The organism is Streptacidiphilus albus JL83 (assembly GCF_000744705.1).
Taxonomy (GTDB): domain Bacteria; phylum Actinomycetota; class Actinomycetes; order Streptomycetales; family Streptomycetaceae; genus Streptacidiphilus; species Streptacidiphilus albus.
Genome location: NZ_JQML01000001.1, coordinates 9,147,986 through 9,168,913, shown reverse-complemented (window position 1 = coordinate 9,168,913; position 20,928 = coordinate 9,147,986). Strand labels below are relative to the sequence as shown.

Annotated in this window: 20 protein-coding genes and 3 pseudogenes; 12 read left to right on the top strand and 11 right to left on the bottom strand. The window is 69.7% G+C overall.

All coding sequences use genetic code 11. The features are described from left to right. Positions 1–81: 81 nt before the first annotated feature. Positions 82–1,506, top strand: coding sequence for a phenylacetate--CoA ligase family protein (locus BS75_RS39760; protein WP_231608034.1), 1,425 nt, complete (start codon positions 82–84; stop codon positions 1,504–1,506). Continuing rightward, on the top strand, positions 1,503–2,531 hold the full coding sequence (locus BS75_RS39755; RefSeq protein WP_034091689.1) for a hypothetical protein: 1,029 nt from the start codon (positions 1,503–1,505) through the stop codon (positions 2,529–2,531). The genes BS75_RS39760 and BS75_RS39755 overlap by 4 nt, the downstream gene beginning before the upstream one ends. A 189-nt stretch (positions 2,532–2,720) precedes the next feature. On the opposite strand, the gene BS75_RS39750 is transcribed toward BS75_RS39755, so the two are convergent. Beyond that, complete coding sequence (locus BS75_RS39750; protein WP_042440919.1) at positions 2,721–3,506, bottom strand: SDR family NAD(P)-dependent oxidoreductase; 786 nt, start codon at positions 3,504–3,506, stop codon at positions 2,721–2,723. 1,246 nt (positions 3,507–4,752) lie between these two features. After that, positions 4,753–5,460: a transposase family protein gene (locus BS75_RS39745; RefSeq protein ID WP_197091913.1), complete on the bottom strand. Its 708-nt coding sequence runs from the start codon at positions 5,458–5,460 to the stop codon at positions 4,753–4,755. 750 nt (positions 5,461–6,210) lie between these two features. On the opposite strand from BS75_RS39745, the gene BS75_RS43725 reads away from it, so the two are divergent. After that, positions 6,211–7,149, top strand: coding sequence for a tyrosine-type recombinase/integrase (locus BS75_RS43725; protein WP_197092006.1), 939 nt, complete (start codon positions 6,211–6,213; stop codon positions 7,147–7,149). A 1,576-nt stretch (positions 7,150–8,725) separates the two neighbouring features. On the opposite strand, the pseudogene BS75_RS49695 reads toward BS75_RS43725, so the two are convergent. The 5 genes and pseudogenes from BS75_RS49695 to BS75_RS39710 all read right to left on the bottom strand — a co-directional run bounded on the left by BS75_RS49695 (position 8,726) and on the right by BS75_RS39710 (position 12,552). After that, positions 8,726–9,860 (bottom strand): annotated as a pseudogene (locus tag BS75_RS49695) (IS630 family transposase). 104 nt (positions 9,861–9,964) lie between these two features. Next, on the bottom strand, positions 9,965–10,471 hold the full coding sequence (locus BS75_RS39725; protein ID WP_034091687.1) for a GNAT family N-acetyltransferase: 507 nt from the start codon (positions 10,469–10,471) through the stop codon (positions 9,965–9,967). 541 nt (positions 10,472–11,012) lie between these two features. Then, positions 11,013–11,561 carry a GNAT family N-acetyltransferase gene (locus BS75_RS39720; RefSeq protein WP_034091686.1) on the bottom strand — a complete coding sequence of 183 codons (549 nt, stop codon included), beginning with the start codon at positions 11,559–11,561 and terminating at the stop codon, positions 11,013–11,015. A gap of 147 nt (positions 11,562–11,708) precedes the next feature. Continuing rightward, positions 11,709–11,975 (bottom strand): annotated as a pseudogene (locus BS75_RS39715) (ATP-binding protein); the annotation flags it as partial. A gap of 82 nt (positions 11,976–12,057) precedes the next feature. Then, positions 12,058–12,552: a DUF4279 domain-containing protein gene (locus BS75_RS39710; protein ID WP_034091684.1), complete on the bottom strand. Its 495-nt coding sequence runs from the start codon at positions 12,550–12,552 to the stop codon at positions 12,058–12,060. 108 nt (positions 12,553–12,660) lie between these two features. Here BS75_RS39710 and BS75_RS39705 point away from each other — a divergent pair. Next, positions 12,661–12,969, top strand: a pseudogene (locus tag BS75_RS39705) (SRPBCC domain-containing protein); the annotation flags it as partial. Continuing rightward, positions 12,969–13,730: a GntR family transcriptional regulator gene (locus tag BS75_RS39700; protein WP_034091683.1), complete on the top strand. Its 762-nt coding sequence runs from the start codon at positions 12,969–12,971 to the stop codon at positions 13,728–13,730. The pseudogene BS75_RS39705 and the gene BS75_RS39700, both read left to right, overlap by 1 nt. A gap of 3 nt (positions 13,731–13,733) precedes the next feature. Here the strand turns inward: BS75_RS39700 and BS75_RS45340 are convergent, their stop codons facing one another. Beyond that, complete coding sequence (locus BS75_RS45340; RefSeq protein WP_052070326.1) at positions 13,734–14,216, bottom strand: NUDIX domain-containing protein; 483 nt, start codon at positions 14,214–14,216, stop codon at positions 13,734–13,736. A gap of 97 nt (positions 14,217–14,313) precedes the next feature. On the opposite strand from BS75_RS45340, the gene BS75_RS39690 reads away from it, so the two are divergent. The 6 genes from BS75_RS39690 to BS75_RS39665 all read left to right on the top strand — a co-directional run bounded on the left by BS75_RS39690 (position 14,314) and on the right by BS75_RS39665 (position 17,190). Then, on the top strand, positions 14,314–14,679 hold the full coding sequence (locus tag BS75_RS39690) for a hypothetical protein (protein ID WP_034091682.1): 366 nt from the start codon (positions 14,314–14,316) through the stop codon (positions 14,677–14,679). 45 nt (positions 14,680–14,724) lie between these two features. After that, positions 14,725–14,946 (top strand): hypothetical protein, encoded by a 222-nt coding sequence (locus BS75_RS39685; RefSeq protein WP_034091681.1) that lies wholly within the window; start codon positions 14,725–14,727, stop codon positions 14,944–14,946. 43 nt (positions 14,947–14,989) lie between these two features. Continuing rightward, on the top strand, positions 14,990–15,385 hold the full coding sequence (locus BS75_RS39680; protein ID WP_034091680.1) for a hypothetical protein: 396 nt from the start codon (positions 14,990–14,992) through the stop codon (positions 15,383–15,385). 555 nt (positions 15,386–15,940) lie between these two features. Then, positions 15,941–16,264, top strand: coding sequence for a fumarylacetoacetate hydrolase family protein (locus BS75_RS47385; RefSeq protein WP_081983068.1), 324 nt, complete (start codon positions 15,941–15,943; stop codon positions 16,262–16,264). Positions 16,265–16,327: 63 nt separating this feature from the next. After that, positions 16,328–16,579, top strand: a complete 252-nt coding sequence (locus BS75_RS39670) for an SDR family oxidoreductase (protein WP_267970501.1) — start codon at positions 16,328–16,330, stop codon at positions 16,577–16,579. A gap of 59 nt (positions 16,580–16,638) precedes the next feature. Beyond that, positions 16,639–17,190 (top strand): GNAT family N-acetyltransferase, encoded by a 552-nt coding sequence (locus BS75_RS39665; protein ID WP_063771529.1) that lies wholly within the window; start codon positions 16,639–16,641, stop codon positions 17,188–17,190. A 129-nt stretch (positions 17,191–17,319) separates the two neighbouring features. On the opposite strand, the gene BS75_RS39660 is transcribed toward BS75_RS39665, so the two are convergent. From BS75_RS39660 to BS75_RS39650, 3 genes are all read right to left on the bottom strand, one after another. Beyond that, positions 17,320–17,553, bottom strand: coding sequence for a hypothetical protein (locus BS75_RS39660; protein ID WP_034091678.1), 234 nt, complete (start codon positions 17,551–17,553; stop codon positions 17,320–17,322). Between the two features lie 264 nt (positions 17,554–17,817). After that, a complete protein-coding gene (locus BS75_RS39655) occupies positions 17,818–18,258 on the bottom strand; it encodes a VOC family protein (protein WP_034091677.1) in 441 nt (146 codons plus the stop codon). Positions 18,259–18,445: 187 nt separating this feature from the next. Beyond that, the gene (locus tag BS75_RS39650) at positions 18,446–19,612 is read right to left on the bottom strand and encodes an alpha-hydroxy-acid oxidizing protein (RefSeq protein WP_034091676.1); all 1,167 of its coding nucleotides are present in this window, start codon (positions 19,610–19,612) and stop codon (positions 18,446–18,448) included. Positions 19,613–19,755: 143 nt separating this feature from the next. Here BS75_RS39650 and BS75_RS39645 point away from each other — a divergent pair, with 143 nt between their 5' ends. Then, positions 19,756–20,802, top strand: coding sequence for an Lrp/AsnC family transcriptional regulator (locus tag BS75_RS39645; protein WP_034094720.1), 1,047 nt, complete (start codon positions 19,756–19,758; stop codon positions 20,800–20,802). Positions 20,803–20,928: the final 126 nt, after the last annotated feature.

Genomic DNA, 20,928 nt, shown 5'->3' with positions numbered 1-20,928 from the left:
CACCGGCCCGACCCGGACCCACCCACCTCGGTCGAAGGGCTCCCTGTGTTCGGAAGTGCGTTCAACCAGATGCGATACGGCGTGGACGCCGTACTCGGCCGGGTCCGCCCCGAGGTGCTGACCCGGATCTCCCGTGACCTCGTCGCCACGCTGGACGAGTTCGGCGCGCCGGGCGACGATTCGGCGCTGCTCCCCGGCCAGCAGGGCGCCGTCGACCCCGAGGTACGACGGACCATGACGACCCGCAGCCTCCGGGCGACGGCCCGTTCGGCCACCCGGACCGCCTACTACCGCCAGCTGTTCGAGGTGTCCGGGGTACGGCCCGAAGAGCTGACCCTGGAGAGCTGGCAGCAGCAGGTGCCGGTGACGCCCAAGCGGGCGCTGCGCGGCATGCCCGCGGCGTTCGTGTCCCCGCAGTCCAATCCGGTGCTGATGGCATCCACGACCGGCACCACCGGGAGTCCCACCACCGTCTGGTTCTCCGCCGACGAGCTGGAGATAATCGTCGCGCTCAGCACCGTGGCGTTCGGGATCACGGAGGGCCTGCGGCCGCGCCACGTCATCGGCCATGCCACGTCCTCCCGGGCGACGCTGCCGCTGCTGGTGGTGGCGGAGTCCACCCGCCGGATCGGCGCGGCCCTGGTCCAGCTCGGGACCATCGACCCGGCGCTGGCCCTGGAACGCCTCGCCGCGCCGCTCAACCTGCCCGGCAAGTCACCGCAGATCACCATGCTCACCGGCTCCGCCTCCTATCTCGCGGCGCTGGTCGCCGCAGCGGAGCGGGACGGTTGGAAGGCCGCAGACTTCGGCCTCGAATCCATCCAGGTGGGCGGCGAGGTACTGACCGAAGCGCTGCGGCTCCGGGCCCAGGAGGCCTTCGGCGCGGAGGTCAGCAGCGCCTACCTGATGACCGAGATCATGCCGGTCGGCGCCGCCTACTGCACCGAACGGCATCTGCACTATCCGGCGGAGTTCGGCCATGTCGAACTACTGGACCCGCAGACCCTGGAGCCGGCCGCGCCGGGCGCCATCGCCACCCTGGTGATCACGCCGTACTCGCAGTACCGCCGGTGCACCCTGCTGCTGCGCTATGTCACCGGTGACCTGGTGCGAGTCCCGGAGACCGCGCCGACCTGCGAGTTCGCGGACATCCTGGCCAGCTCGGACGTCATCGGCCGGTTCTCCGGTCCGCTCAGCCTCGACGTGCCGACCCGGTCCGTGCTGGAACTGCTGGAGTCGGAGCGGGCGGTGCCCCTGCCCGCCCGGTACAGCCTGGTCGAGGACCGCGGCGGCCCGTTGCTGCACGTGGCGGTGGACCGCGCCACGCCGGCGCTGCTCGGACGGCTGGAGGACCGCGCGACCCTGCTGGGCCTGCCGCTCGCGGGCATCGTCCTGCACGAGGACGTCGCCGACCTGCCCACCACCGTTCCGCTGCGGGCGGACCTGCGCGAGCACACCTTCGAACTCTCCGCCCGGAACAACACGCTCACCGGGAGCCGGACATGACCCCTGGACCACTCCCCCTCGCCGCAGCGACCGTCTTCGTCGCCCTGCTGATCACCGCCGCCTCGGCCTACTTCGCCCGGGTCGAGCTGCCCCGGCCGCCCATCGGCACCTACCAGCGGTCCGACATCGTGGTGATGTCGGTGATCCTGATCGTCGCCCCGCTGGGCTACCTGTCGCTGCCCCGAGACGTGGTGGCGACCATCTTCGGCGTGGTCATGCTCTCCGCCGTCCAGCTGACCCTGGCCCCCTTCATCGGCGGCCGGGCCGCGCTGGCCTCCGGGGTCGTCCTGTGCGGGGCGACCGCTGCGGCCTGGCTGCTGCACCGGCCCGGACTCACCGCCGGGCTGAGCGACGCGGTGCTGACCATCGCCGTGGTCGGCGTCGCCAACCTCTGGGCGCAGGGCGGCATCCGGGCCGGTCAGCTGGCCGCGTTCGCGTTCCTGCTCACCGGGTACGACCTGGTCGCGACCGGGCTGACCACGGTGATGACGAGGTTCGCCACCGAGGTCCAGGGGCTGCCGTTCGCCCCGGTGCTGGTCATCGCCCAGGGCCGGGCGCCGGTCTCGATCGGGCTGGGCGACCTGCTGATGCTGCTGCTGTTCCCGCTGACTGCGGCCAAGGCCTTCGGCCGGCTGGCCGGTCAGGTGGCGGCGGTCGCCGGGATCGCGGTGACCGCCGTGGTGGCCCTGCTCTTCTGGCTGAACGTGCTCGGAACCACCGTCCCGCTGCTCACCGTGCTCGGCCCGGTCATCGTCGGCCAGTACCTGCTCTGGCGACGGCTGGGGCGCCGGGAGCGCTCCGTGCTGGAGTGGCGCTCGGGCGCGCCGGTCGTCACCGCGCCGGTGGACCGCCTCGCAGTGCTGGAGGCCGCCGGCCGGGTCGTGCTCGACATGGGGGTCACCGAGGGGACATGGGTGGCGATCGACCGGGACCGGGTGGTGGGCACCGGGCCCTCGCCGGGGCTGGCCCACCGGTCCGCGCGAAGGAACGGCCATGGCGCGGTGCCGGTCGTCCGGCAGGCCTGACCGGGCCGACCGGTTCATCCGCACCGGCGAATCCGTCGCGGCAGGGCGCACACACGCCCTGCCGAACAGCGCGTCCGACGCCGAGCGCGCCGAGGCCGTGTCCCGCGCAAGCCAGGGAGCACGGAGCGCCGCACAATTGCGCGTACAGGGCGGTGAGTTCGTCCTGCGACCACCGCAGCGCGGTGGTCGTCAGCTGTTCAGCGCGCGGCCTCCGTCCACGACGAGGCGCTGACCGGTGACGAAGCCTGCGCCCGGAGAGACCAGGAAGCCGACCGTGTGGGCGATGTCTTCCGGTGTGCCCATCCTGCCTGCGGGCACCGAGGCCAGGTAGGCGTCCTTGACCTGCGCCGCGACGTCGGCGTGCCGCTCGACGGGGATGAACCCGGGCGCCACCGTGTTCACCGTGATGCCGAAGGGCGCCAGTTCACGGGCCCAGCTGCGGGTGAGGCCGATCTGCGCGCTCTTGGCGGTGGCGTAGGCGGACCTGCCGACAGGTGGCCGGTCGACGACTTCGGAATCGATCTGTACGATCCGGCCGTGCCGCCGCGCCCGCATCCCGGGGATGACTTCGCGGCCCAGGAGTACCGGACTCTTGACGAAGAAGTCGAGCTGATCCAGGTGCTGCCGCCAGTCCACCTCGCTCAGCGGAGCCTCGGGCTGTGGTCCGGTCGCGTTCAGCACCAACGCCTGGACCGGGCCGAGCTCACGGGTGATCGCGGCCACCAGCGCGGCGACCTGGCGCTCGTCGGTCACATCGAAGCAGAAAGCGCCGGCGACCCCACCCTCGCTGCGAATGGTGTCCGCAACCTGCCGAACGTGTCCGTCGTTCGGTGGGCCGGGAAGCCCGTTGACGGCGACCGCGTACCCGTCCCGGGCAAGCCGGCGGGCGATGGCGCTGCCGAGTCCCCGCGAACTGCCCGTCACGAGTGCGACCGGCCGCGCGCCGTCGCGGATCACCCCGTCACGATCTCCCATCCTGTCATCCTGCCCCTGTCCGCACCCGGCCAATCACCGGGCGCCGCGCAGGTCGCACGGGTGCCGCTGCACGTGACTTACGTGATCTCCTCCAACACGCTAAAAGGAGCACGCAGCGAGAAGGTCCCCTTCCTCACCCGGGCCACAGCCGAGGCCGGCGACACCCTGACCCTCGCCAAGCAGCCGGCTGCGCTCGACAGCCACCACGAAGATCACCCCCGGAGCGTACGAACTCCAGCTCCAGGTCAACGGCCGCCGCTTCGCCGCCGCACACTTCGAGGTCCTCGCACCGACCGCAGGAGGCCAGTCCGGCACATGAGCTGGCCTCTTCCAGCCGGTCCCGTCAGAACCCAAGCAGCACACGGCTCATGACCGTACCCGCCACCCGCATCTGTTGTCGGCGCTGGGCCTGATCGCCACGACCAGCTTGCAGGGACGCGTAGGGTTCGGCTCGGATCTGATGCGCACCGGCTTCTACCTGGACGACGCGGACGTCTTCCCACGCGAGGCCGGGGAACTGCGGATAGAGCCGCAGACTCCGGGCAGCTGGCCGCGCCTGCGGCCCGCGTCCGCCACGGTGCTCGCCCCGTACGCACGCACTGAACTGGTCAACCTGGCGCCGCAGACGCCAGGCCGTCGCCCGGCGCTGCCACTGTCAGCGCCGGCTGCACACGATCGAGGGGCGCTCCCATCAAGCCCGCCCCTGACGCACTACCCACCCACTACACTCACCGCGCAAGCCCCTGACCAGGAAAAATACCGAAGTCCTGCTGGAGTGCCCAGCCGAGGCCCTGCCACACCGAGGGCCGCGACTTCGCCCGCCTCGCCCGTTCGGCGGGGTTGGGTCCACGCCGTTCGGTGGGGGGCATGAGCAGTCGGCTGGGGGTGGGGCGTGATGCTGAGATCGTGCGAGGGTTCCGGAATGCCTCCCACCGGATATCTGTGGGTCGCCGTTTCTGGCGAAAGATCCTGCCCTGATGAACTCTGCCGGCACCTGCACGGCCACCGCCACGGCCGCCGACCCGATCGCCACCGTGGCCCCCGCGTTCGCCGGGACCGGCACCAGCGCCGCGCCCCGGGCCTTGGCCTCCGCGAACGAGGGAGGGCGGGCAGGAGATCCGACGGTTGAGGCGCTTCTTTCCATCCGCAGGGACGCACGTCCCGTCGCTCGGAGTCCTTCGACTCAAACCTGGAAGGTTATTCAGAACTCTGTCGATCATGAGGTTCGCGCTGGCGTGATCCTGGGTCAGGCGGGTTCGTAGGTCCGTAGGAGTTCGAGTTGGACGACGGTGTCGAGTGTCTCGGGGAAGCGGTCGAGGGGGCTGCGGTAGCAGCCGCCGAGGATCTTCCAGTTCTCCAGGTGGCCGATGCAGCGTTCGACGGCAGAGCGGATCTGGGAGTGCGCCCGGTTGCTCGCCTTCTCCACCTCGGTCAGCTTGCGGTGCGGCGGCTTCTTGTAGGGGGTGAGCAGGTCGCTGCCTTGGTAGCCCTTGTCGCCAAGCCGGTGGCGGTACTTTTGGATCTTCGCTTTGATGCCCGAGGCGACATAGGCGAAGGCGTCGTGGCGGGCCCCTGGCAGCGGCGCCCCCGCCTCCCGCAGCCGGCCCCGGGTGTCCGAGACGACCTGGACGTTGTGCCCGGACTGCATGTGCTTCTTGGAGAACAGCTGTTCAGCGGCCTTCCAGTCCCAGCACTCGGCGAGGAACCCGTCCACCAGGACCGGCTCGTCCCGGGGTAACCGGGCGAGCCCGAACCCCAACTCCTTGATCGCGTCGCGCACCACGGGGCGTAACCGGGTGCTGTAGCGCGAGACCGTGGGCTGGGAGATCTCGAACAGTTCGGCGGCCAGGACCTGCGCGTTGTTGTGTCGCAGGAGGAAGCAGAGCACGACCACCGCCTTCCACAGCGGCAGCGCGTGCGGACGGCCCGTCGGCTTGTCCCAGTCGGGGATCATCCGCTCCACACGGGAAAGCAGGACGTCCAGCTGATGCGGGCTCAGGCCGGTTGTACGGTGGAAGCGCATCGGTCCCCCCGCGCGCTCGTGCTGATGGGTGTCACCTCGCACGCTACGCCGAGGGGACCGGTCACGTCCGCGCCACCGCCAGCCAGCGCGAACCGGTCCAGGCCACCCCACAGCGGTTCAGACCACCGCGAAGGGTTCTGAATAACCTTCCCGGCGAGCCGGTAGGCGCGAAATGGTGACTTTCAGGAAAATTGCATCGGGGCTTGAGAATTACGACAGTGCGCCCTCTACTGGGGCGCGATCTGGAGATGCAGGCTCTGCTTCGGCGCCTTCGCTCAAGGCACCACAGGATCAGCACCATCTGTGGGCTGGCCGTTATCAACGGTGCTTGAGCCCCTGTCTTCTATGTCTGTGACGAGCGTGACCGGAGCCTCGACGGTTCGTTGTTGAAGTGCTATCAGCGGGAGTTCTTCAACGAGACGGAATCGCATCAGTGGCTCACAGCTTGGCGGTCCTGCCCTCCAGCGGGCAGCGGACGTGGACCGTGATCGATGAGAAGTACCGGACGGTCGCCCCCCGGTCGAGGAGTGGCTGGAGGCCCACCGGCATCTGTGGTCGCCGAACACCGTCCGCGGCTATGCGACCTCGCTGGCCCAGTGGTGGACGTTCCTCGAACAGCGCGCTGAGACCGCGAGGTGGGGCGAGCTCGGGGTCCCGGCGGTCGCCGGGTTCCTGGCCTGGTTGCGCAACGGCCGCACCGTCGAGCACGCCCTGGTCGAGCCCGAGGAAGCACCCGCGCCGGAGACCCTGGAGGCGAGGCTGGCCGCGTTGATCTCGTTCTATCGCTGGCAGGAGGCGGTCTTCTCGGTGCCGGTTGCGGGCCGGTTGATGCGCGGGGCCCCGCGTCGGACTCCTTCCCGCGGACTGCTCGCACACCTGGACGCCCGCGCCGCGCCGGGGTCCTCGTCGTTGGTCCGTGTCCGACGCCACCGTCATCGTGGACGGCCGCCCCTGCTGCTGCCGGCCGAGATCCAGGCGATCCTGGACGGCTGCGCGGTGCCGGACGCCTCGATCGGCGAGTGGGCGGGGAACCTGCGCGATCGGCTGCTGTTCGCACTGCTCGCGGAGACCGGGATGCGCCTGGGCGAGGCTCTGGGGCTGCGGATCGGCGACTTCGTCATGGGCCGCGGCACGCCCTATGTCGAGATCGTGCCGCGCGAGGACAACCCGAACGGGGCGAGGGTGAAGATGATGCGCCCGAGGCGGGTCTATGTCGGCACTGATCTGGAGAGGCTGTTCGCCGATTACCTGACCCATCTCGCTTGCCGGGCAGCCGAGTTGGGCACAGGGATCGGCACGGACTCGCCGCTGCTGGTGAACCTGACCCGCCCGCCGCTGCTGGCCGCCCTGCGGGAGGGGACGGTGCGGGACAAGACCGCCTCCCTGCGCAAGAAGGGCATCGGGCCGGCGGGGTGGACGCCGCACTGGTTCCGTCACAGCCACGCGACCGCGTTGTTGCTGGCCGGGACGCCGGAGTGGGTGGTGTCCCGCCGGCTCGGGCACGCACACGTCCAGACCACGCTCGACCTCTATGGCTGGGTCCGCGAGGACGAGGCCCTGCGGGCCGCGGCGAACTGGAAGTCGTACGTCTCCGCCTGGCAGGTGACCGATGACCGCTGAACGGCGGCATCTGCACGCACTCGGCGGCGAGGATCCGATCTGGCGGCTGTGGTCCCAGCTGCCCGAGCCCTGGAAGGGGCCGGTCATCGGCGACGGCATCGAGGACTGGGAAAAGATCACCGAGAATGGTGACCGCCGCATCGACCTTACCGGGCTGCCCGACCCGATCCCTGCCGAGCTGGCCTGGATGTCGCACTGGCAGGCCCTGGACGGGACCCGCTCGTCGGTGCTGGGCACCAACCAGCTCGCGAACGTCTTCCGCCGGGCGATCCGGGAGAACCACCCCTTCCCGGCCTCGATCCGCGCAATGGACTGGGAGACGGCCGCCGCACTGCAGCGGTGGTTCTATGCCAACCGCTGGGGCCGGCTGCCGCCGCACGGCAGCGTCGCTCGGCTGCGGGTGATCTTCCGCTTCAGCCGCCTGGCCCTGCTCGCCCGCTGCACGGACGGGCCCTGGTGGACGCTGGATGAGTGGCACCCCCGATGCGACCCGCGGATCCCGCTGGCGGAGCACGAACCCCAAGCCCACTACGGCTGTTCACCCTCCAAGATCACGCACCCCTGGCTGCGGGAGGCGGCGAAGTGGTGGCTCGGCACCCAGCTGGAGGCCGGCGTCCTGCGCTGGTCGACGGTGAGTCAGGAGAGAATGCGCTGTCTCGTCCGCCTCGACCGCTGGCTCGCGACGTTCACCGACCCGCTGGACGTCCTCGGCGATCCCGCCCACGCGGTCCAACTGGCAGCCGCCTTCCGTCGCTGGGACGCCGACCCGGCCAACCGGCTGCTTCGCCAGTCCGAGCAGCGGTTCGCCCGACAGCCCGTCCACCCCCGCCTGGTCAATGACGACCTGCGGGCCGTCGCCGAACTGTTCGCGTTCGTCGCAGCCAACCCCGCTGAGGCCCGCCAGGTCCTCGGGCCGCAGCCGTGGTCTCGGGTCACCGACGCGCATGCGGCGGGCTGGTTCCGCCAGGTCTCCCGCATCCCGCACCAGCGAGATCTCAACGACGAGCACTACGTCGACGACCACGCGCTCGCGCAGATCCCCGCCGCCCTGCCCCTGCTCGGCCTGGGCCGCGACGAGCACATGCAGATCACGCGCGGCGACGGCCAGCAGATCACCGCCCGAGGCTTCGACGACCCGCAGGCCATGCGCATGATCCTGCTGCAGATCCTCACCGGACGACGGGCCAGCGAGATCCGCACCTGCCTGTTCGACTGCCTCTCCCCGGTCCCCGACCGGGCGGTCGACGCCGCCGAGGGCGAGGAGATCGCCCGCTTTCACTACGCACAGAGCAAGATCGATATCGCGCCGGACAACATCCTCGTCGACCGGGAAGTCGTCGCGGTCATCGAGGAACAGCGGCAGTGGATCCGCGACCACTTCCCCGGCGTCACCCCGCGACACCTGTTCATGCAACGGACCGGCAACCGCCAGGGCGACAAGCCCTACCCGTCCGGCACCTACAGCTGGATGCTCCGCGAGTTCAGCAAGACGGTGAAGATCACCGACAGCAAGGGCAAGCCCGTCGGCCTGAGCCATACCCACCGCTTCCGTCACACCAAGCTGACTAGTGCCGCATCAGGCAACGTTCGCCCTGTTCACGATTGTGCGGAGGCGTTCGTCGGCCGCGTGCCTGTTCCGCCAGATGATGTAGCGACGGATCATGCTGCCCTGGGCCCTGTGGCTGGGGTGGTCGGTGCCGTCGAGGGCGAAGTAGCGCAGGGCGGTGAACTGGGCCTCGATGCGGTTGAGCCAGGAGCTGTTGGTCGGGGTGTAGGCGATCTCCACGTTGTTCGCCGGGGCCCAGGTCCCGACCCGCTGGCACCGCTTCGTGGTCAGGTGGGGTGAGTAGTTGTCACAGACGATCGCGATGCGCACGTCCGCCGGGTGCAGCGAGCGCAGGTAGCGGCAGAACTCCAAGAACTTGGACCGGTTCTTGGTCTTCTTAATGTGCCCGTAGAGCTGGTCCTTGCCCAGGTCGTAGGCGGCGAACAGGTGCCGGACCCCGTGCGGGGCGGGTGTAGGTGGCCCGGCGGCGGGGCCGGGGCTCACGGTCGGGGTCCTTGTGTCTGCCGCCGCGTTCGGCCCACTGGCGGCCGGGGTGCGGTTGGAGATTGAGCGGGCCGAACTCGTCCATGCAGAAGACGATTTCGGGCTCGCCCGCCTCAGGGACGACCTCGCCGTCGGCGATCGCGTAGAGGTGCTCGACGCGGGCCTTCTTGGCCGCGTAGTCGGGGTCGCGGGAGGTCTTCCAGGTCTTCACGCGTTGAAAGGACACGCCCTCCTCGCGGAGCAGGACCCGAAGGCCCTCGTGGCTGATGTCGTCGACCACCCCCTCGGCGACCAGGAAGTCGGCCAGCTTGGCCAGGCTCCAGGTCGAGAACGGCAGTCCGTGCTCGGCCGGCTTGGACTTCGCGATCTTCTTGATCTCCCGGCGCTCGGGCAAGGTGAAGGTTCTGGGCCGGCCGCCCTTGTACTTCGGGTAGAGCGCCTCGAAGCCGTCCGTGTTGAAGTCGTGGATCACGTCCCGGACCCGGTCCGCGCTGGTGAACGTCACCTCGGCGATCTTCGCCACGGGCATGCCCTGCGCGGACAGCAGCACCATCTGGGCCCGGCGCCAGGTCACCACCGACCCCGTGCCCCTGCGGGTGATCCGCAGTAGCCGCCGCCCCTCGCCGTCATCGATCTCACGCACCCGCACTCGCTCTGCCATCCGTACAGCTTGACGGACCGACACTTACGCAGCGATCGCCCGGTTAAGACGCGTCTCGGAGCGTTGTGGCCGCCTGCGCTCTGCGACGGCGGCCACCCGCGACGTCACAGTGTCCGGGACATACAAGCCCTCGGCCACCGGTCCAGGCCGTGCGCCGCTTCAGCTTCCCGGATCTTCCGCAGGCCAGGAGGGAGGCTGGTGTCGTCCATGAGCTGAAAGCCGCAGCGTGCGTAGTAAGGGGCGTTCCACGGGACCTCGGTAAAGGTGGTGAGGGTCAGCGCGTGTGCTCCCTCTCCCGTGGCATAGGCCGCCAGATGGTCAATCAGCGACCGGCCGACACCGCGACGGGCGCTGTCCGGGTGTACCGAGACCTGCTCGACGTGGAAGTTGCCGCCGATTCGGTCGGCGATCAGGTAGGCGACCGGGGCATCGGACTCGTTGGCCGCGACCCAGGCCAGCCCGGCATCGTGGTAGCGGGCGAGCTCTTTGAGCGAGAGTGGCTCATCCTCGGCGATCTCCGGCATGCCAACGTCTCGGAAGCACCGCCCGGCAGCCCTCTCGATGTCCTGGAGAACGAGCAGATCGTTCAGGCGCGCTGTTCGGATATGCATGGACGCATTCTCCTCAGCGGGCCGGATGGCGGCAGCGAATTATGCGTCCGGTGGCAGAACATCGGCTCCTCGTCCTCCGGCTCCGGCTCGGGGGCCACCTGCCCCGTTGGCTCGTCGCTCATGTAGTGCTGGCCCCGGATCCCAACACGTCGCGGCACACACGACAACAGGGCGAACGTTGCCTGATGCGGCACTAGGTGTCATTGGGATGACTGCTGCTTCATGATCGGCAGTGGCTTTGGGAGCCACTCCGATCGGGTGACTTCCGATGGGCCTGTGGCGCAAGCGGGTGGTGGCGGCGGCACTCGGAGTGCTCGTGCCGATAGGTTGTGGTCACCGGGTCCTCCCCGGCCGGGGTCCCTGACAGGCTCTCGGCGTGGGTGGACCCGGCTCCGTGTCAGGCCCCGTCTGCTTGTGACAGCGAAGTGCGGGACGGCTGTCACCGATAGTTGGGAGGCGCTGGCGCCGACACGAGGTCAAGCGGACGCCGAGGCCGACGACCGAACGGTGGCCCCGTGCATCCGCGCTGCCGAGTACGAGCTCAACTGGACGGCGTGTCCGAGGACCACACGCCGAACCACTGCTCGGCGCCGTACTCCTCGAACCGCTCCACCTCGGTGAACCCAAGCTTCGCCGCGAGACGCATCGCGCGGTCGTTGGCGGTCTGGGTGTCGAGCACCACCGGCTCGCCGGGCAGCGCGTCGGCGAACCAGTCGAGTGCCGCCCCGCACGCCTCGGCGGCATACCCGCAACCCCACGCCTGCGGCAGGAACATGTAGCCGAGCTCGGCCTCCCTGGCCTCCGGACGGATGTGACCTGGGCGCTCTGCGTCGCGCCGGTCGAGCGTGATCATGCCGATCATCGCTCCGTCGAGATCGACCACGAAAAAGCCTGGGCGCTGCCCGGGAACCTCAGGCACCGCGCGCTCAAGCTCGTCACGCGGCTGCGGGCCACCGATGTAGGTGCCCACCTCCGGCGAGGCGAACAGTTCGATGATCGCTGCACGGTCCCGGGCCTCGGACTTGCGGAGCACGAGCCGCTCGGTCCTGATCGGGGCGGGTGGCCAGGCAACGGGTCCGAGTTCAATCATGGCGGGCAATTCCCCTCGACGGCAGCGACACCAGGAGACGGTGCTGCAGAGAGGGACGCATCTGCTGAGTGATCCAGTTCCTGGTCAACCGGTCCGCCGCCCTGGTGACGAGGTCGCGCTGGGCGCCGGCGATCGGCCCCGCTCAGGTCACTGCCGGTCCTGCTCGGCCTGGTGCTCGGCCTCGGTGGCTTGGAGGCGGTAGGAGTCCGAACCGGTCTCGATCAGCGTGCACTTGAAGGTGAGCCGGTCGGCGACCGCGGTGCAAAGGCGCGGGTCGGTGAACGTCTTGTTCCACTCCCCGAAGGGCGCGTTCGAGGCCACCGCCGTCGCCTTGCGCTCCTCCCTCTCGGTGAAAATCTGGAACAACAGCTTCGCGCTCTTCTTGTCCAAGTTGAGGTAGCCAAATTCGTCGACCTATGCGGATATCCGCATAGGGTTGATCTATGCCGAGCCCGCCACTATGCCGAAGGTGCGCTCGCAATCGCTGGTCTGACGCTCAGGATCCGGACCCGTCATCGGCATAGTCCCGGGTCAGGTCGTACTCATCGACGTCGAGGACGGACCCGGTGAGGTGGAGAAAGTCGAGGACGTCGCGGCCAAGATGCCATCCGAACAGGTTCGGGGCCTCGGCCGGGGCGTCCCCGAGCGGATGGTCCCGTCGACCGGTTTCGTCGTTGAAGTAGCGCACAATCTCAAGGACGGCGCTCGGACCTTGAGGATCCTCGGCGTCCAGGCGCCGGGCGAGAGCGGCGATGCTCGCAGCGTGCGGAGCGAGTCGTTCAAGCACACTGGCGATCTGCTCGTCGACAGACAGTCCCGGTTCGCGGCAGACGATCTTCCAACGGTGCATGACCGGGATCGCCTTGGGCTCTGGGATGCGGCTGCCGCGGACGACCGTTTCGTCGGGTTCCAGCCCGAGGACCGCGGTCATTGCCGCTGCGGTGGTGACATGGCTGGACAACGCGAAGTAGACGTACTGATCGACGGGCACGCAGGAAGGATAGGCGTCGGCTCGGTCCGGGGCTCTGCAAATTCGGGCCGAGGTCCGAGTTGACCGTCACAGACGGTCGAGGAACGCGAGGACCTTGTCGGTGGGGCGGTAGCGGCCCGGTTGGGCGGTCACTGGCGTCGTGAGTGCCAGGGCCTGGAGGCCGACCCGCCGCGCCGACTCGTCCAGACCATGGTCGCGCTCTGGAGCGAGGACGTGAAGCGCGAGGGCAGCACCCGCATCACCTGGGAGATCGAGCCGGTCGGCGACTCCTGCCGGCTCCTGCTCACCCACGACCAGCTGCGCGAGGGCGCCAACGACGAGCTCTACGGCGGCTGGCCGATGATCCTCTCCGGGCTGAAGACCTGGCTGGAGACCGGTGAGTCGCTGACCACCCCCGGCTCCCTCCGCTACACCTGATGGCCGCCGAGACAGCGCGCTACCGGCTGCTCGCCGCCGAGGTCCGCGCCGCCGCGCGGTCCGGGGAGTACGGAGCCGGTGGCCGGCTGCCCAGCGAGGAGGAGCTGGCGCTGCGGCACGGCGTCTCCCGGGGCACCGTCCGGCAGGCGATGACGCTGCTCCGGGCCGAGGGCGTGGTCACCTCCCGGCGCGGCGCCCGCCGGGTGGTGCTGGAGTCTCCCCCGCTGCAGAGCTTCGCCGAGCTGATGAGCTTCACCCGCTGGGCGCGCTCGGTCGGCGAGGAGCCCGGCGGCCGGGTGGACCGCCAGGAGCGCCGCCCGGCCGAGCCCGAGGAGACCGCGCAACTGCGGCTCACCGAGGACGCGTTCGTGCACTGGGTGCTGCGGGTGCGGACCCTCGGCGGCCGACCGGTGATGGTGGAGCGGACCGCCTACCCGGACCCGATCGGGGCGCTGGTGGCGGCGATCCCGCCGGACGCGGTCTCGGTCAGCGAGCAGCTGGAGCAGCAGGGCGTCCTGCTCGCGGACGCCGACCACACCGTTGACCTGGTGCTGGCGGACGCGGAGGACGCCACACTGCTGGACGTCCCGCCCGGGACCGCGCTGCTGCGCGAACGGCGGCGCACCACGGATCCGGCCGGAGCGCCGGTGGAGTGGTCCGAGGACCGCTACCTGCCCGGCACCGTGGCCTTCACCATCCACAACTCCCTGGCGTCCACCGCCCTCACCCGCCACCGCCACCACCCGGACCCAACCGACTGACCATCAGCCGAACTGGCCGATCCGGTACTCCCCGGCGGAGCAGCGGGTCGCCGGCACGTGCGGTGCGGCGAAGGCCCGGGCGTCGGCGTCCAGGTCGGCGCGGGAGGAGGTGATGATCCTGACCTCGCCGTCCGTGCGGGCTCGCAGCACGGCGCGGATCAGCTCCGTCCGCAGCGGACCCATGTACTGGGGCAGGTCCTGGGGGGCGACCCAGGCGGCTTCGGCGACCTTCTGGCTCTGCAGGTTCAGGGCGGTGTCGGCGGGCACGGTGCCCATGTCGAAGACGAACTGCACGCCAGGCATGTCGCTGATGCCGGTGCCGCCGGCGGTGATCCAGGAGAGCGCGAGCAGCCGGCCGGGCGGCAGGTGCAGGCCGGTCTCCTCCGCGAGCTCGCGGCTCGCCGCGTCCTTGGGTCTCTCCGATGCCTCGATGACGCCGCCGGGCGGGCCGAAGGGGGCCCGGTTGCGGCACTTGACCAGCAGCACCCGGTCCTGCGGGGCGGCATCACCCCTCGCATCGGCGGGGGTGCCGCCACCTGGTGGGGGTTCCGGGAATCCCTGTGGACGAGAAAGGATTCAGTCCGTGCACAAGCCCCGAATCACCGCTGCCCTGATCGCGCTCGCTATGAGCGCCATATCCCTAGGGGCGGCCACGACCGCCCACGCGGACACCCCGAACACGGCCGAGACGACCGACACCATCACCGTGAACGCCCCAGACTCGTCGCTGACGATCACTCTGGACAAACCCGTCAGCGAGCAGACGGCAACCCAGATCCAAGCCCAGCTCAACGCACAGCCCAGCGCCGGCACATCGTTCATTCACCCCGACAAGATCGATCCCGGGCCGATCCACCCCGTGGTGACGTCCTCGGAGGCGAACCGGGTGTTCACCGATCGCAACGGAACCTTCAACGTGCGCTACAACGGGTCCACCAGCTTGAACTAGGGCTACAAGGTCGCCGCGCCGCTGGTCGCGATCGCCGCGGGTCCGATGGTCGAGCGCGGCATCGACTGGTACGTCGCGTACAGCTTCCTTGGGCACGGCGGCCGTCATGTGGTGCCGGTCTACTACAACCTGCACGGCACCCAGGGCGGTCTGCACTCCGGGAACGAGCTGAGCTGGAATGATGTCCTCACGTTCCCCGTCGAGGCCGGCGGAGTGCCCGGCAAGGCCGTACTGAACATTGGAGGGACCTTCGTTGTCGTCAAGTGACGCATCCGCCCCCGCAACCTGGGCACGGGAGTTGCTGACACAGGTGCTGGACTCGCTGCGGGAGCTGACCCCGGTGCCGTTGGAGATCACCTCCGTAGAGCCGCTCGACCGCACGGTCGAGCGCTTGGAAACGATCCGCATCCTCGGCCAGGACATCGACCCAGGCATCCAGCAGCCGGCGGAGGTCGACGTGATGGGAACGGCAGGGACCGAGGCATTCCAGTTCTTCCTGCTCGACCGGGGCGACTGGCCTGAGCGGGTGGCCACCTGCGCTAACTCGCTGACCGACGCCGTCCAGGAGGCACTGGGCTCCGTTCCGTTTCCCACCTGTCCCGGCCACGCCCACCCGGCGGTCGTCGAGCAGCGCACTGGACAGGTCTACTGGTCCTGCCCGCAGGCCCGAGCCACAGCCCTTAGCCCCATCGCGCCTGAGCTCTGAGGCTGCCCCCGGAACGTGGGCACGGGGTTCTATGCGACGAGTGCGAGTCTAGCCCGCTCGTGGTGCTGTTGTTCGAACTTCATCGGGGAGAGGTAGGACAGGGCGCTGTGGCCTGCTGCCTTCGAAATCCTGGCAGGTCAACGCGGCCTGGGTGCTGGCCGCGACCATCGCGGCCGACCTCGACGCCTGGACGCGGCTCCTGCTGCTGCACGACGCCCCCGAACTGGCCAAGGCTGAACCGGCCACGATCCGCACGAAGCTCTACCACCTCCCGGCCCGCCTCACGCCCACGCCCGCCGCCGTGTCCTCCACCTGGACCGGTCATGGCCCTGGGGGCACGCGTTCACCACCGCCTGGCAGCGAGCCACCGAGCTACCGGCCCTCACCTGAGGGCCGGCCACCACAACGACGAGCAGCAGGAAGGAGCAGACCAGCAGGCCACCGGGCCGTGGAACCCGGCGCACACCGCGGCGTCACGCGACGGACCCGCCTCGAACGGCCGAGGACAAACCGGGCACACACCCGAGCCGAACCCCACGATCAGGCCACTGAACAATCGAGGCCAAGGCGTTCGACACCTTCTGCAGCATAGGCCCGTGGGTCGTGACCCCCGACGAGATCTCAGATCTATCAGCGATTCGTATCTCCACCGTCGTGAACGGGAGCGTCATCGCCTCGAACCAGGTGTCAGCCATGATGCGGGACCCCTGTTGGCAGGTGAGTTACTTCTCCAGCGGCATGACGCTCGAAGCTGGTTCCATCATTGCCACCGGGACACCAGGGGCAGGCGTGATCGAGGCTGTCGATCAGGCCGAGGCAATCGTGGAGGGCGTCGGACGTCTCTGCAACGGGGTCCTGGCGGCACCGATCGCCGGGTAATCCGGGGCGGTTCTGCCGAGACCAGCGATCGCCTCGGCAGACGCCGAACAACCACACGCAGGAGTGACGGTGAACATGCTGCTGCCCGGTCGCATCGAGACCTCGCGCGTGCGCCGGCTCGACGCCGTGCGGGCCGCCCGCTCGGGTCGTTCCTGCGAAGAGACAGCTGCGGAGTCGGTTGCGGACATCCCGGCCCGCCGCTACGGAACCCCGGTCGAGTTCGGGAGTGTCGCGGCGTTCCTGTGCGGTGGCCCGGCCGCGTATCTGACTGGCATGGCAGTGCGCTGCGACGGAGGGCTGTCACCGGTTCTGTGAGCGCCTCCCGGGGGTGGCTCCGCTCGGGTGACCGCCGACCATGCTGTTGGATGGTCCGCATGACATCGCCCATGACCTTGACTGTGGACCCCACTCCGACCGCGCCGGCCCTGACCCTCCGTCCCTGGCAGGACTCGGACATCCCCGCACTTGTCGTCGCGCACGGCGACCAGGCGATGCGCCGCTGGCTGATACGCCCCATCGACGACGAGGACCAGGCCCGCGCCTGGGTTGCCGACCAGCACACGGGCTGGGCGGACCAGACCCATCTCAGCTGGGCTGTCGAAGAGGGCGGCACACTTGTCGGCTACTTCGTCATCAAGGCGGCCAGCCCGCCGAAGACACTCGCGACCGGCCTGGGCTATTGGACGGTGGCCGGAGCCCGAGGGAAGGGCATCGCCTCGCGCTGTGTCGACACCGCCACGCAGTGGCTGTTCGGTGGGCAGGACGTCATGCCCAGCGACGAGATTGAACTACTGCACACGGTCGGCAACGAGGGCTCGTGCCGGGTTGCGCACAAGTGCGGCTACATCCTGGATTCGGTGCTCCCGTCGATGCCGCCGAAGTTCCCGGACGAGGCACACCGGCACCTGCGCAAGCGGCCCGTGTAGGCAGCGACCGACATCGGTGCCGGCAAAATGGGCAGAAGGGCATCACGGTCGGCGGCGCGGTGGAGGCGTTCTTGTTCGCGAGTGAGGTGGCGTCCCGTGAACGGCTCTGTCCCGTGGACACACCCGCAGTCAGACCAGCGGGGTGATGGACGCCCCGATGGCGTTCTTCGCTGTCGCCATGCGTTCGACGACCTGCTGGGCGTCACTTCCGGACACGACGACAGTGGCGAGGGCATCTGTTGAGCGGGTGGATTCAGCGACGATGTCGCCGGCCCGGTAGGGCGTGGTGAGCTGCAGGATCCAGTCCGCGCGGGGAAGAGTGTGACAGGCGCCGAACCGTCCGAGCGCGTGCGGGTAGATCATTGACCAACCGGCTGCGGCTTGGCGCCGAGCTGCCGTTGCCGGGGAGCGCGTTTCGGGGATTGGCTGACCGATCTGCGGCAGGACGCTGGAGTAGAGCAGTGAGGCGCCGTGAAGATGCCGAAAGGTCGCCTCGATGCCGGCGCCACCCGGTCGGCCGGCTATCTCGCAGAAGACGGGTCGGCCATCGCGGTCGAGAAATGCCTCAAGGTGCGCGGCGCCGCTGAACCAGCTGAGCTACTACATCCCCACCGGCTGATCGGCTCCTCAGTGCAGTTGCTCGGCCAGTCCGACGATGATGCCCTCCGGGCCGCGGACGTAGCAGAGCAGGTAGCTGTCCTCGAACCGGGCGATCCCGCCGAGGAGTTCGGCGCCGTAGGGGCGCAGCCGGGCGACGGTGTCCTCGATGTCGTCGACGGCGAACATGACCCGGTGCGTGCCCAGGATGTTGTGCGGCCGGTTGCGCGGCCCGGCGCTGATCACCGCCGGGCTGTGGTACTTCGCCAGCTCCAGTCGGCTGTGGCCGTCCGGGGTCCGGACCATCGCGATGTCGCAGCGGACGCCGTCGAGTCCGGTGCACTGGTCGGCGAAGAGGCCTTCGACCTCCGCCCTGCCCTCCAGCTCCATACCGAGTTCCACGAAGAACGCGATGGCGGCATCCATGTCCTCGACCACGATGCCGACGTTGTCCATCCGCTGAATCGCCATGCCGGTCTCTCCCTCTCGTGCCTGGCGCGGCCGGTGCCCGCCGCCGATGTCCCTGGGACGGAGCCGGTGGCGCGTTCTCGACATCCCCGTGCCGCCGGGCCCCAGCTGTTCAATGCTTCCTCAACGATGCGCAGCGTGCACGCCTGAGCCTGGCGCCTCCCCCGATCGAGGGCGGCGGCGCCGGGGCCTACCGGATGCGCCGCAGGGCGTCCGGGGTGAGGCGGGCGAGGTCGGGGTAGCCGTCGACCGCCATGGTCAGGTCGGCCTCGGCGAGGATCGAGCGCAGCACGTGGACGATGCCGTCGGTGCCGCCCAGGGCCAGGCCGTAGGCGTAGGGGCGGCCGATGCCGACGGCGGCGGCCCCCAGCGCGATGGCCTTGACCACGTCGGCTCCGCTGCGGACGCCGGAGTCGAAGAGGACGGGCAGGTCACCGGCCGCGTCCACGACGGCGGGCAGGGCGTCGAGGGCCGGCAGGCCCCCGTTGGCCTGACGGCCGCCGTGGTTGGAGCAGTAGATGCCGTCCACGCCGCCGTCCTTGGCCCGCCGCACGTCCTCCGGGTGGCAGATGCCCTTCACGATCAGCGGCAGTGAGGTGAGCGAACGCAGCCAGGGCAGGTCCTCCCAGGTCAGTGGATTGCCGAAGACCCGCATCCAGTGGATGACGGCCGCGCCGGGGTCCTGCTCCGGTGTGCGTTCCAGCTGGGACCGGAAGACCGGGTCGCTGGTGTAGTTGGCCAGACAGTGGCCGCGCAGCTGGGGGAAGTTGCTCGTGGCGAGGTCCCGGGGGCGCCACCCGGTGACCCAGGTGTCGAGGGTGACCACGATGGCTCTGAATCCGGCCGCCTCGGCGCGGTGCACCAGGCTCGCGGCCAGGTCGCGGTCGGTGGGCGTGTAGAGCTGGAAGAAGCCCGGCGTCCGGTCGAACTCGGCTGCCACTGCTTCCATCGGGTCGACGGACAGGGTGGAGGCGATCATCGGCACACCGGTGCGCGCGGCGGCACGTGCCGTGGCGAGGTCGCCGTGCCCGTCCTGGGCGCACACACCGATGACCCCGACCGGCGCCATGAACAGCGGCGTCGACAGCCTCATCCCGAACAGGTCGACGGACAGGTCGCGTTGCGCCGCCCCGACGAACATCCGCGGAACCAGGCCCCACTGCTCGAAGGCGGAGACATTGGCTCGCTGGGTGTGCTCGTTCCCGGCCCCGCCCGCCACATAGGACTGCACCGACGGGGGGAGCGCCGCCTGCGCTCCCGCCTCCCATCCGTCGTAGGTCATCGGGAACGACGGCATGACCCCGCGAAGGCCGCCGCCGTAGATCTCATCCTGGTAGGAACCGAACGAGTGACTCATGGACTGCCCATTCCTCTTCGAACCGCGGATCCCGGGGCGCCGGGTCTCCGTGTTGCCAACAGTGCGATGCTTGGCGCCCGGAGCAGTGGAAACGCAGGAATCCCGCAGAAGAGGGCAGGCCAGTGCAGGAACCGGCGCCGACGATGCTGAGCGAGCAGGACCTGGCGCTCATCCATGCTCTTCAGCTGCGCCCGAGGGCGTCGTGGGAGGTGCTGGGCAGTGCGCTGGGAGTGGATCCGGTCACCGTGGCCCGGCGGTGGAGCCGGCTGGCCCGGCGCGGTGAGGCATGGGTCCTGGGCTCGCCCGGTCCGCGGCTGTTCGAGCACATATGCGTGGCCTTCGTGGAGATCGAGTGCGCCGTCGGGAGCGCCACCGCCGTGTCCCGGGCGCTGAGCAGCCACGCGCACGCGCTCACCCTCGAACGACCGGCCGGGAGCCACGACCTGCTGGCGACGGTGGCGGCCCGTGACCTGTTCGCCATGTCCGAGTTCACCCTCGACCACCTCCCGGCGATTCCGGGCGTGACCGCGGTGCGCACCCGGATCGCGACGCACATGTTCACCGAGGGCGGCAGTTGGCGCATCGCCGCGCTCGACCCGGGCCAACGGGCCAGACTGGCGCCGCCCGCGGACGAGTCCCCCGCCGGCCGGGGGCCGCTGGACGTCAGCCCCGACGACCGGGCGGTCCTCAGACGGCTCGCCGTCGACGGCAGGGCCTCCTACCAGGCGCTGGCCGCTGGTCTTGACACCAGCGCCGCCACGGTGAAGCGCCGGATCGACCGGCTCGTCCGCCTCGGACTGATCACCTTCCGCTGCGACTTCTCCCGCCCGCTGGGCGGTTGGCCGGTCGCGGTCACCTTCTGGGCGCGCGTGCCGCCCGCCGATCTCCCGGAGGTCGGCCACGCCCTGGTCCGGTACCCGGAGACCCGCAACTGCGCTGCCGTGAGCGGACCGTACAACCTCGTCCTGGAGGCGAGCCTGCACTCCCTGAACGACGTCCTGCGCTTCGAGACGCAGCTCGCGACCATGCACCCCACCCTGGAGATCGTCGACCGGGCGGTGATGCTACGTCAGGACAAGCTGCTGGGGCACCTCCTCGACCCGCACGGCAGATCCCTGGGCGTCGTTCCGGCGGACCTCTGGTCCGCCCCCGGCTCACCGACCGCCGAGCACCGCCGCCCGCTCCCGTAGCGGCCCGGTGGGGAAGGCTCAGCGAGCCCGGCGCGCAGCGAAAATACCCTCAGCCTTTCAGTATATCAATTGAGTCAATATCAGAAGAGGGGCGAGTCCATACCGTTATCGAAAAGTCACTCAGTG

Bases quoted from the DNA above. Each gene is read 5' to 3' on its own strand.
- BS75_RS39755 (WP_034091689.1), top strand. From the start codon at position 1,503: ATGACCCCTGGACCACTCCCCCTCGCCGCAGCGACCGTCTTCGTCGCC.
- BS75_RS39750 (WP_042440919.1), bottom strand. From the start codon at position 3,506: ATGGGAGATCGTGACGGGGTGATCCGCGACGGCGCGCGGCCGGTCGCA.
- BS75_RS39745 (WP_197091913.1), bottom strand. From the start codon at position 5,460: ATGATCCCCGACTGGGACAAGCCGACGGGCCGTCCGCACGCGCTGCCG.
- BS75_RS39725 (WP_034091687.1), bottom strand. From the start codon at position 10,471: ATGCATATCCGAACAGCGCGCCTGAACGATCTGCTCGTTCTCCAGGAC.
- BS75_RS39720 (WP_034091686.1), bottom strand. From the start codon at position 11,561: ATGATTGAACTCGGACCCGTTGCCTGGCCACCCGCCCCGATCAGGACC.
- BS75_RS39700 (WP_034091683.1), top strand. From the start codon at position 12,969: ATGGCCGCCGAGACAGCGCGCTACCGGCTGCTCGCCGCCGAGGTCCGC.
- BS75_RS39685 (WP_034091681.1), top strand. From the start codon at position 14,725: ATGGTCGAGCGCGGCATCGACTGGTACGTCGCGTACAGCTTCCTTGGG.
- BS75_RS39665 (WP_063771529.1), top strand. From the start codon at position 16,639: ATGACATCGCCCATGACCTTGACTGTGGACCCCACTCCGACCGCGCCG.
- BS75_RS39660 (WP_034091678.1), bottom strand. From the start codon at position 17,553: ATGATCTACCCGCACGCGCTCGGACGGTTCGGCGCCTGTCACACTCTT.
- BS75_RS39655 (WP_034091677.1), bottom strand. From the start codon at position 18,258: ATGGCGATTCAGCGGATGGACAACGTCGGCATCGTGGTCGAGGACATG.
- BS75_RS39650 (WP_034091676.1), bottom strand. From the start codon at position 19,612: ATGAGTCACTCGTTCGGTTCCTACCAGGATGAGATCTACGGCGGCGGC.
- BS75_RS39645 (WP_034094720.1), top strand. From the start codon at position 19,756: ATGCTGAGCGAGCAGGACCTGGCGCTCATCCATGCTCTTCAGCTGCGC.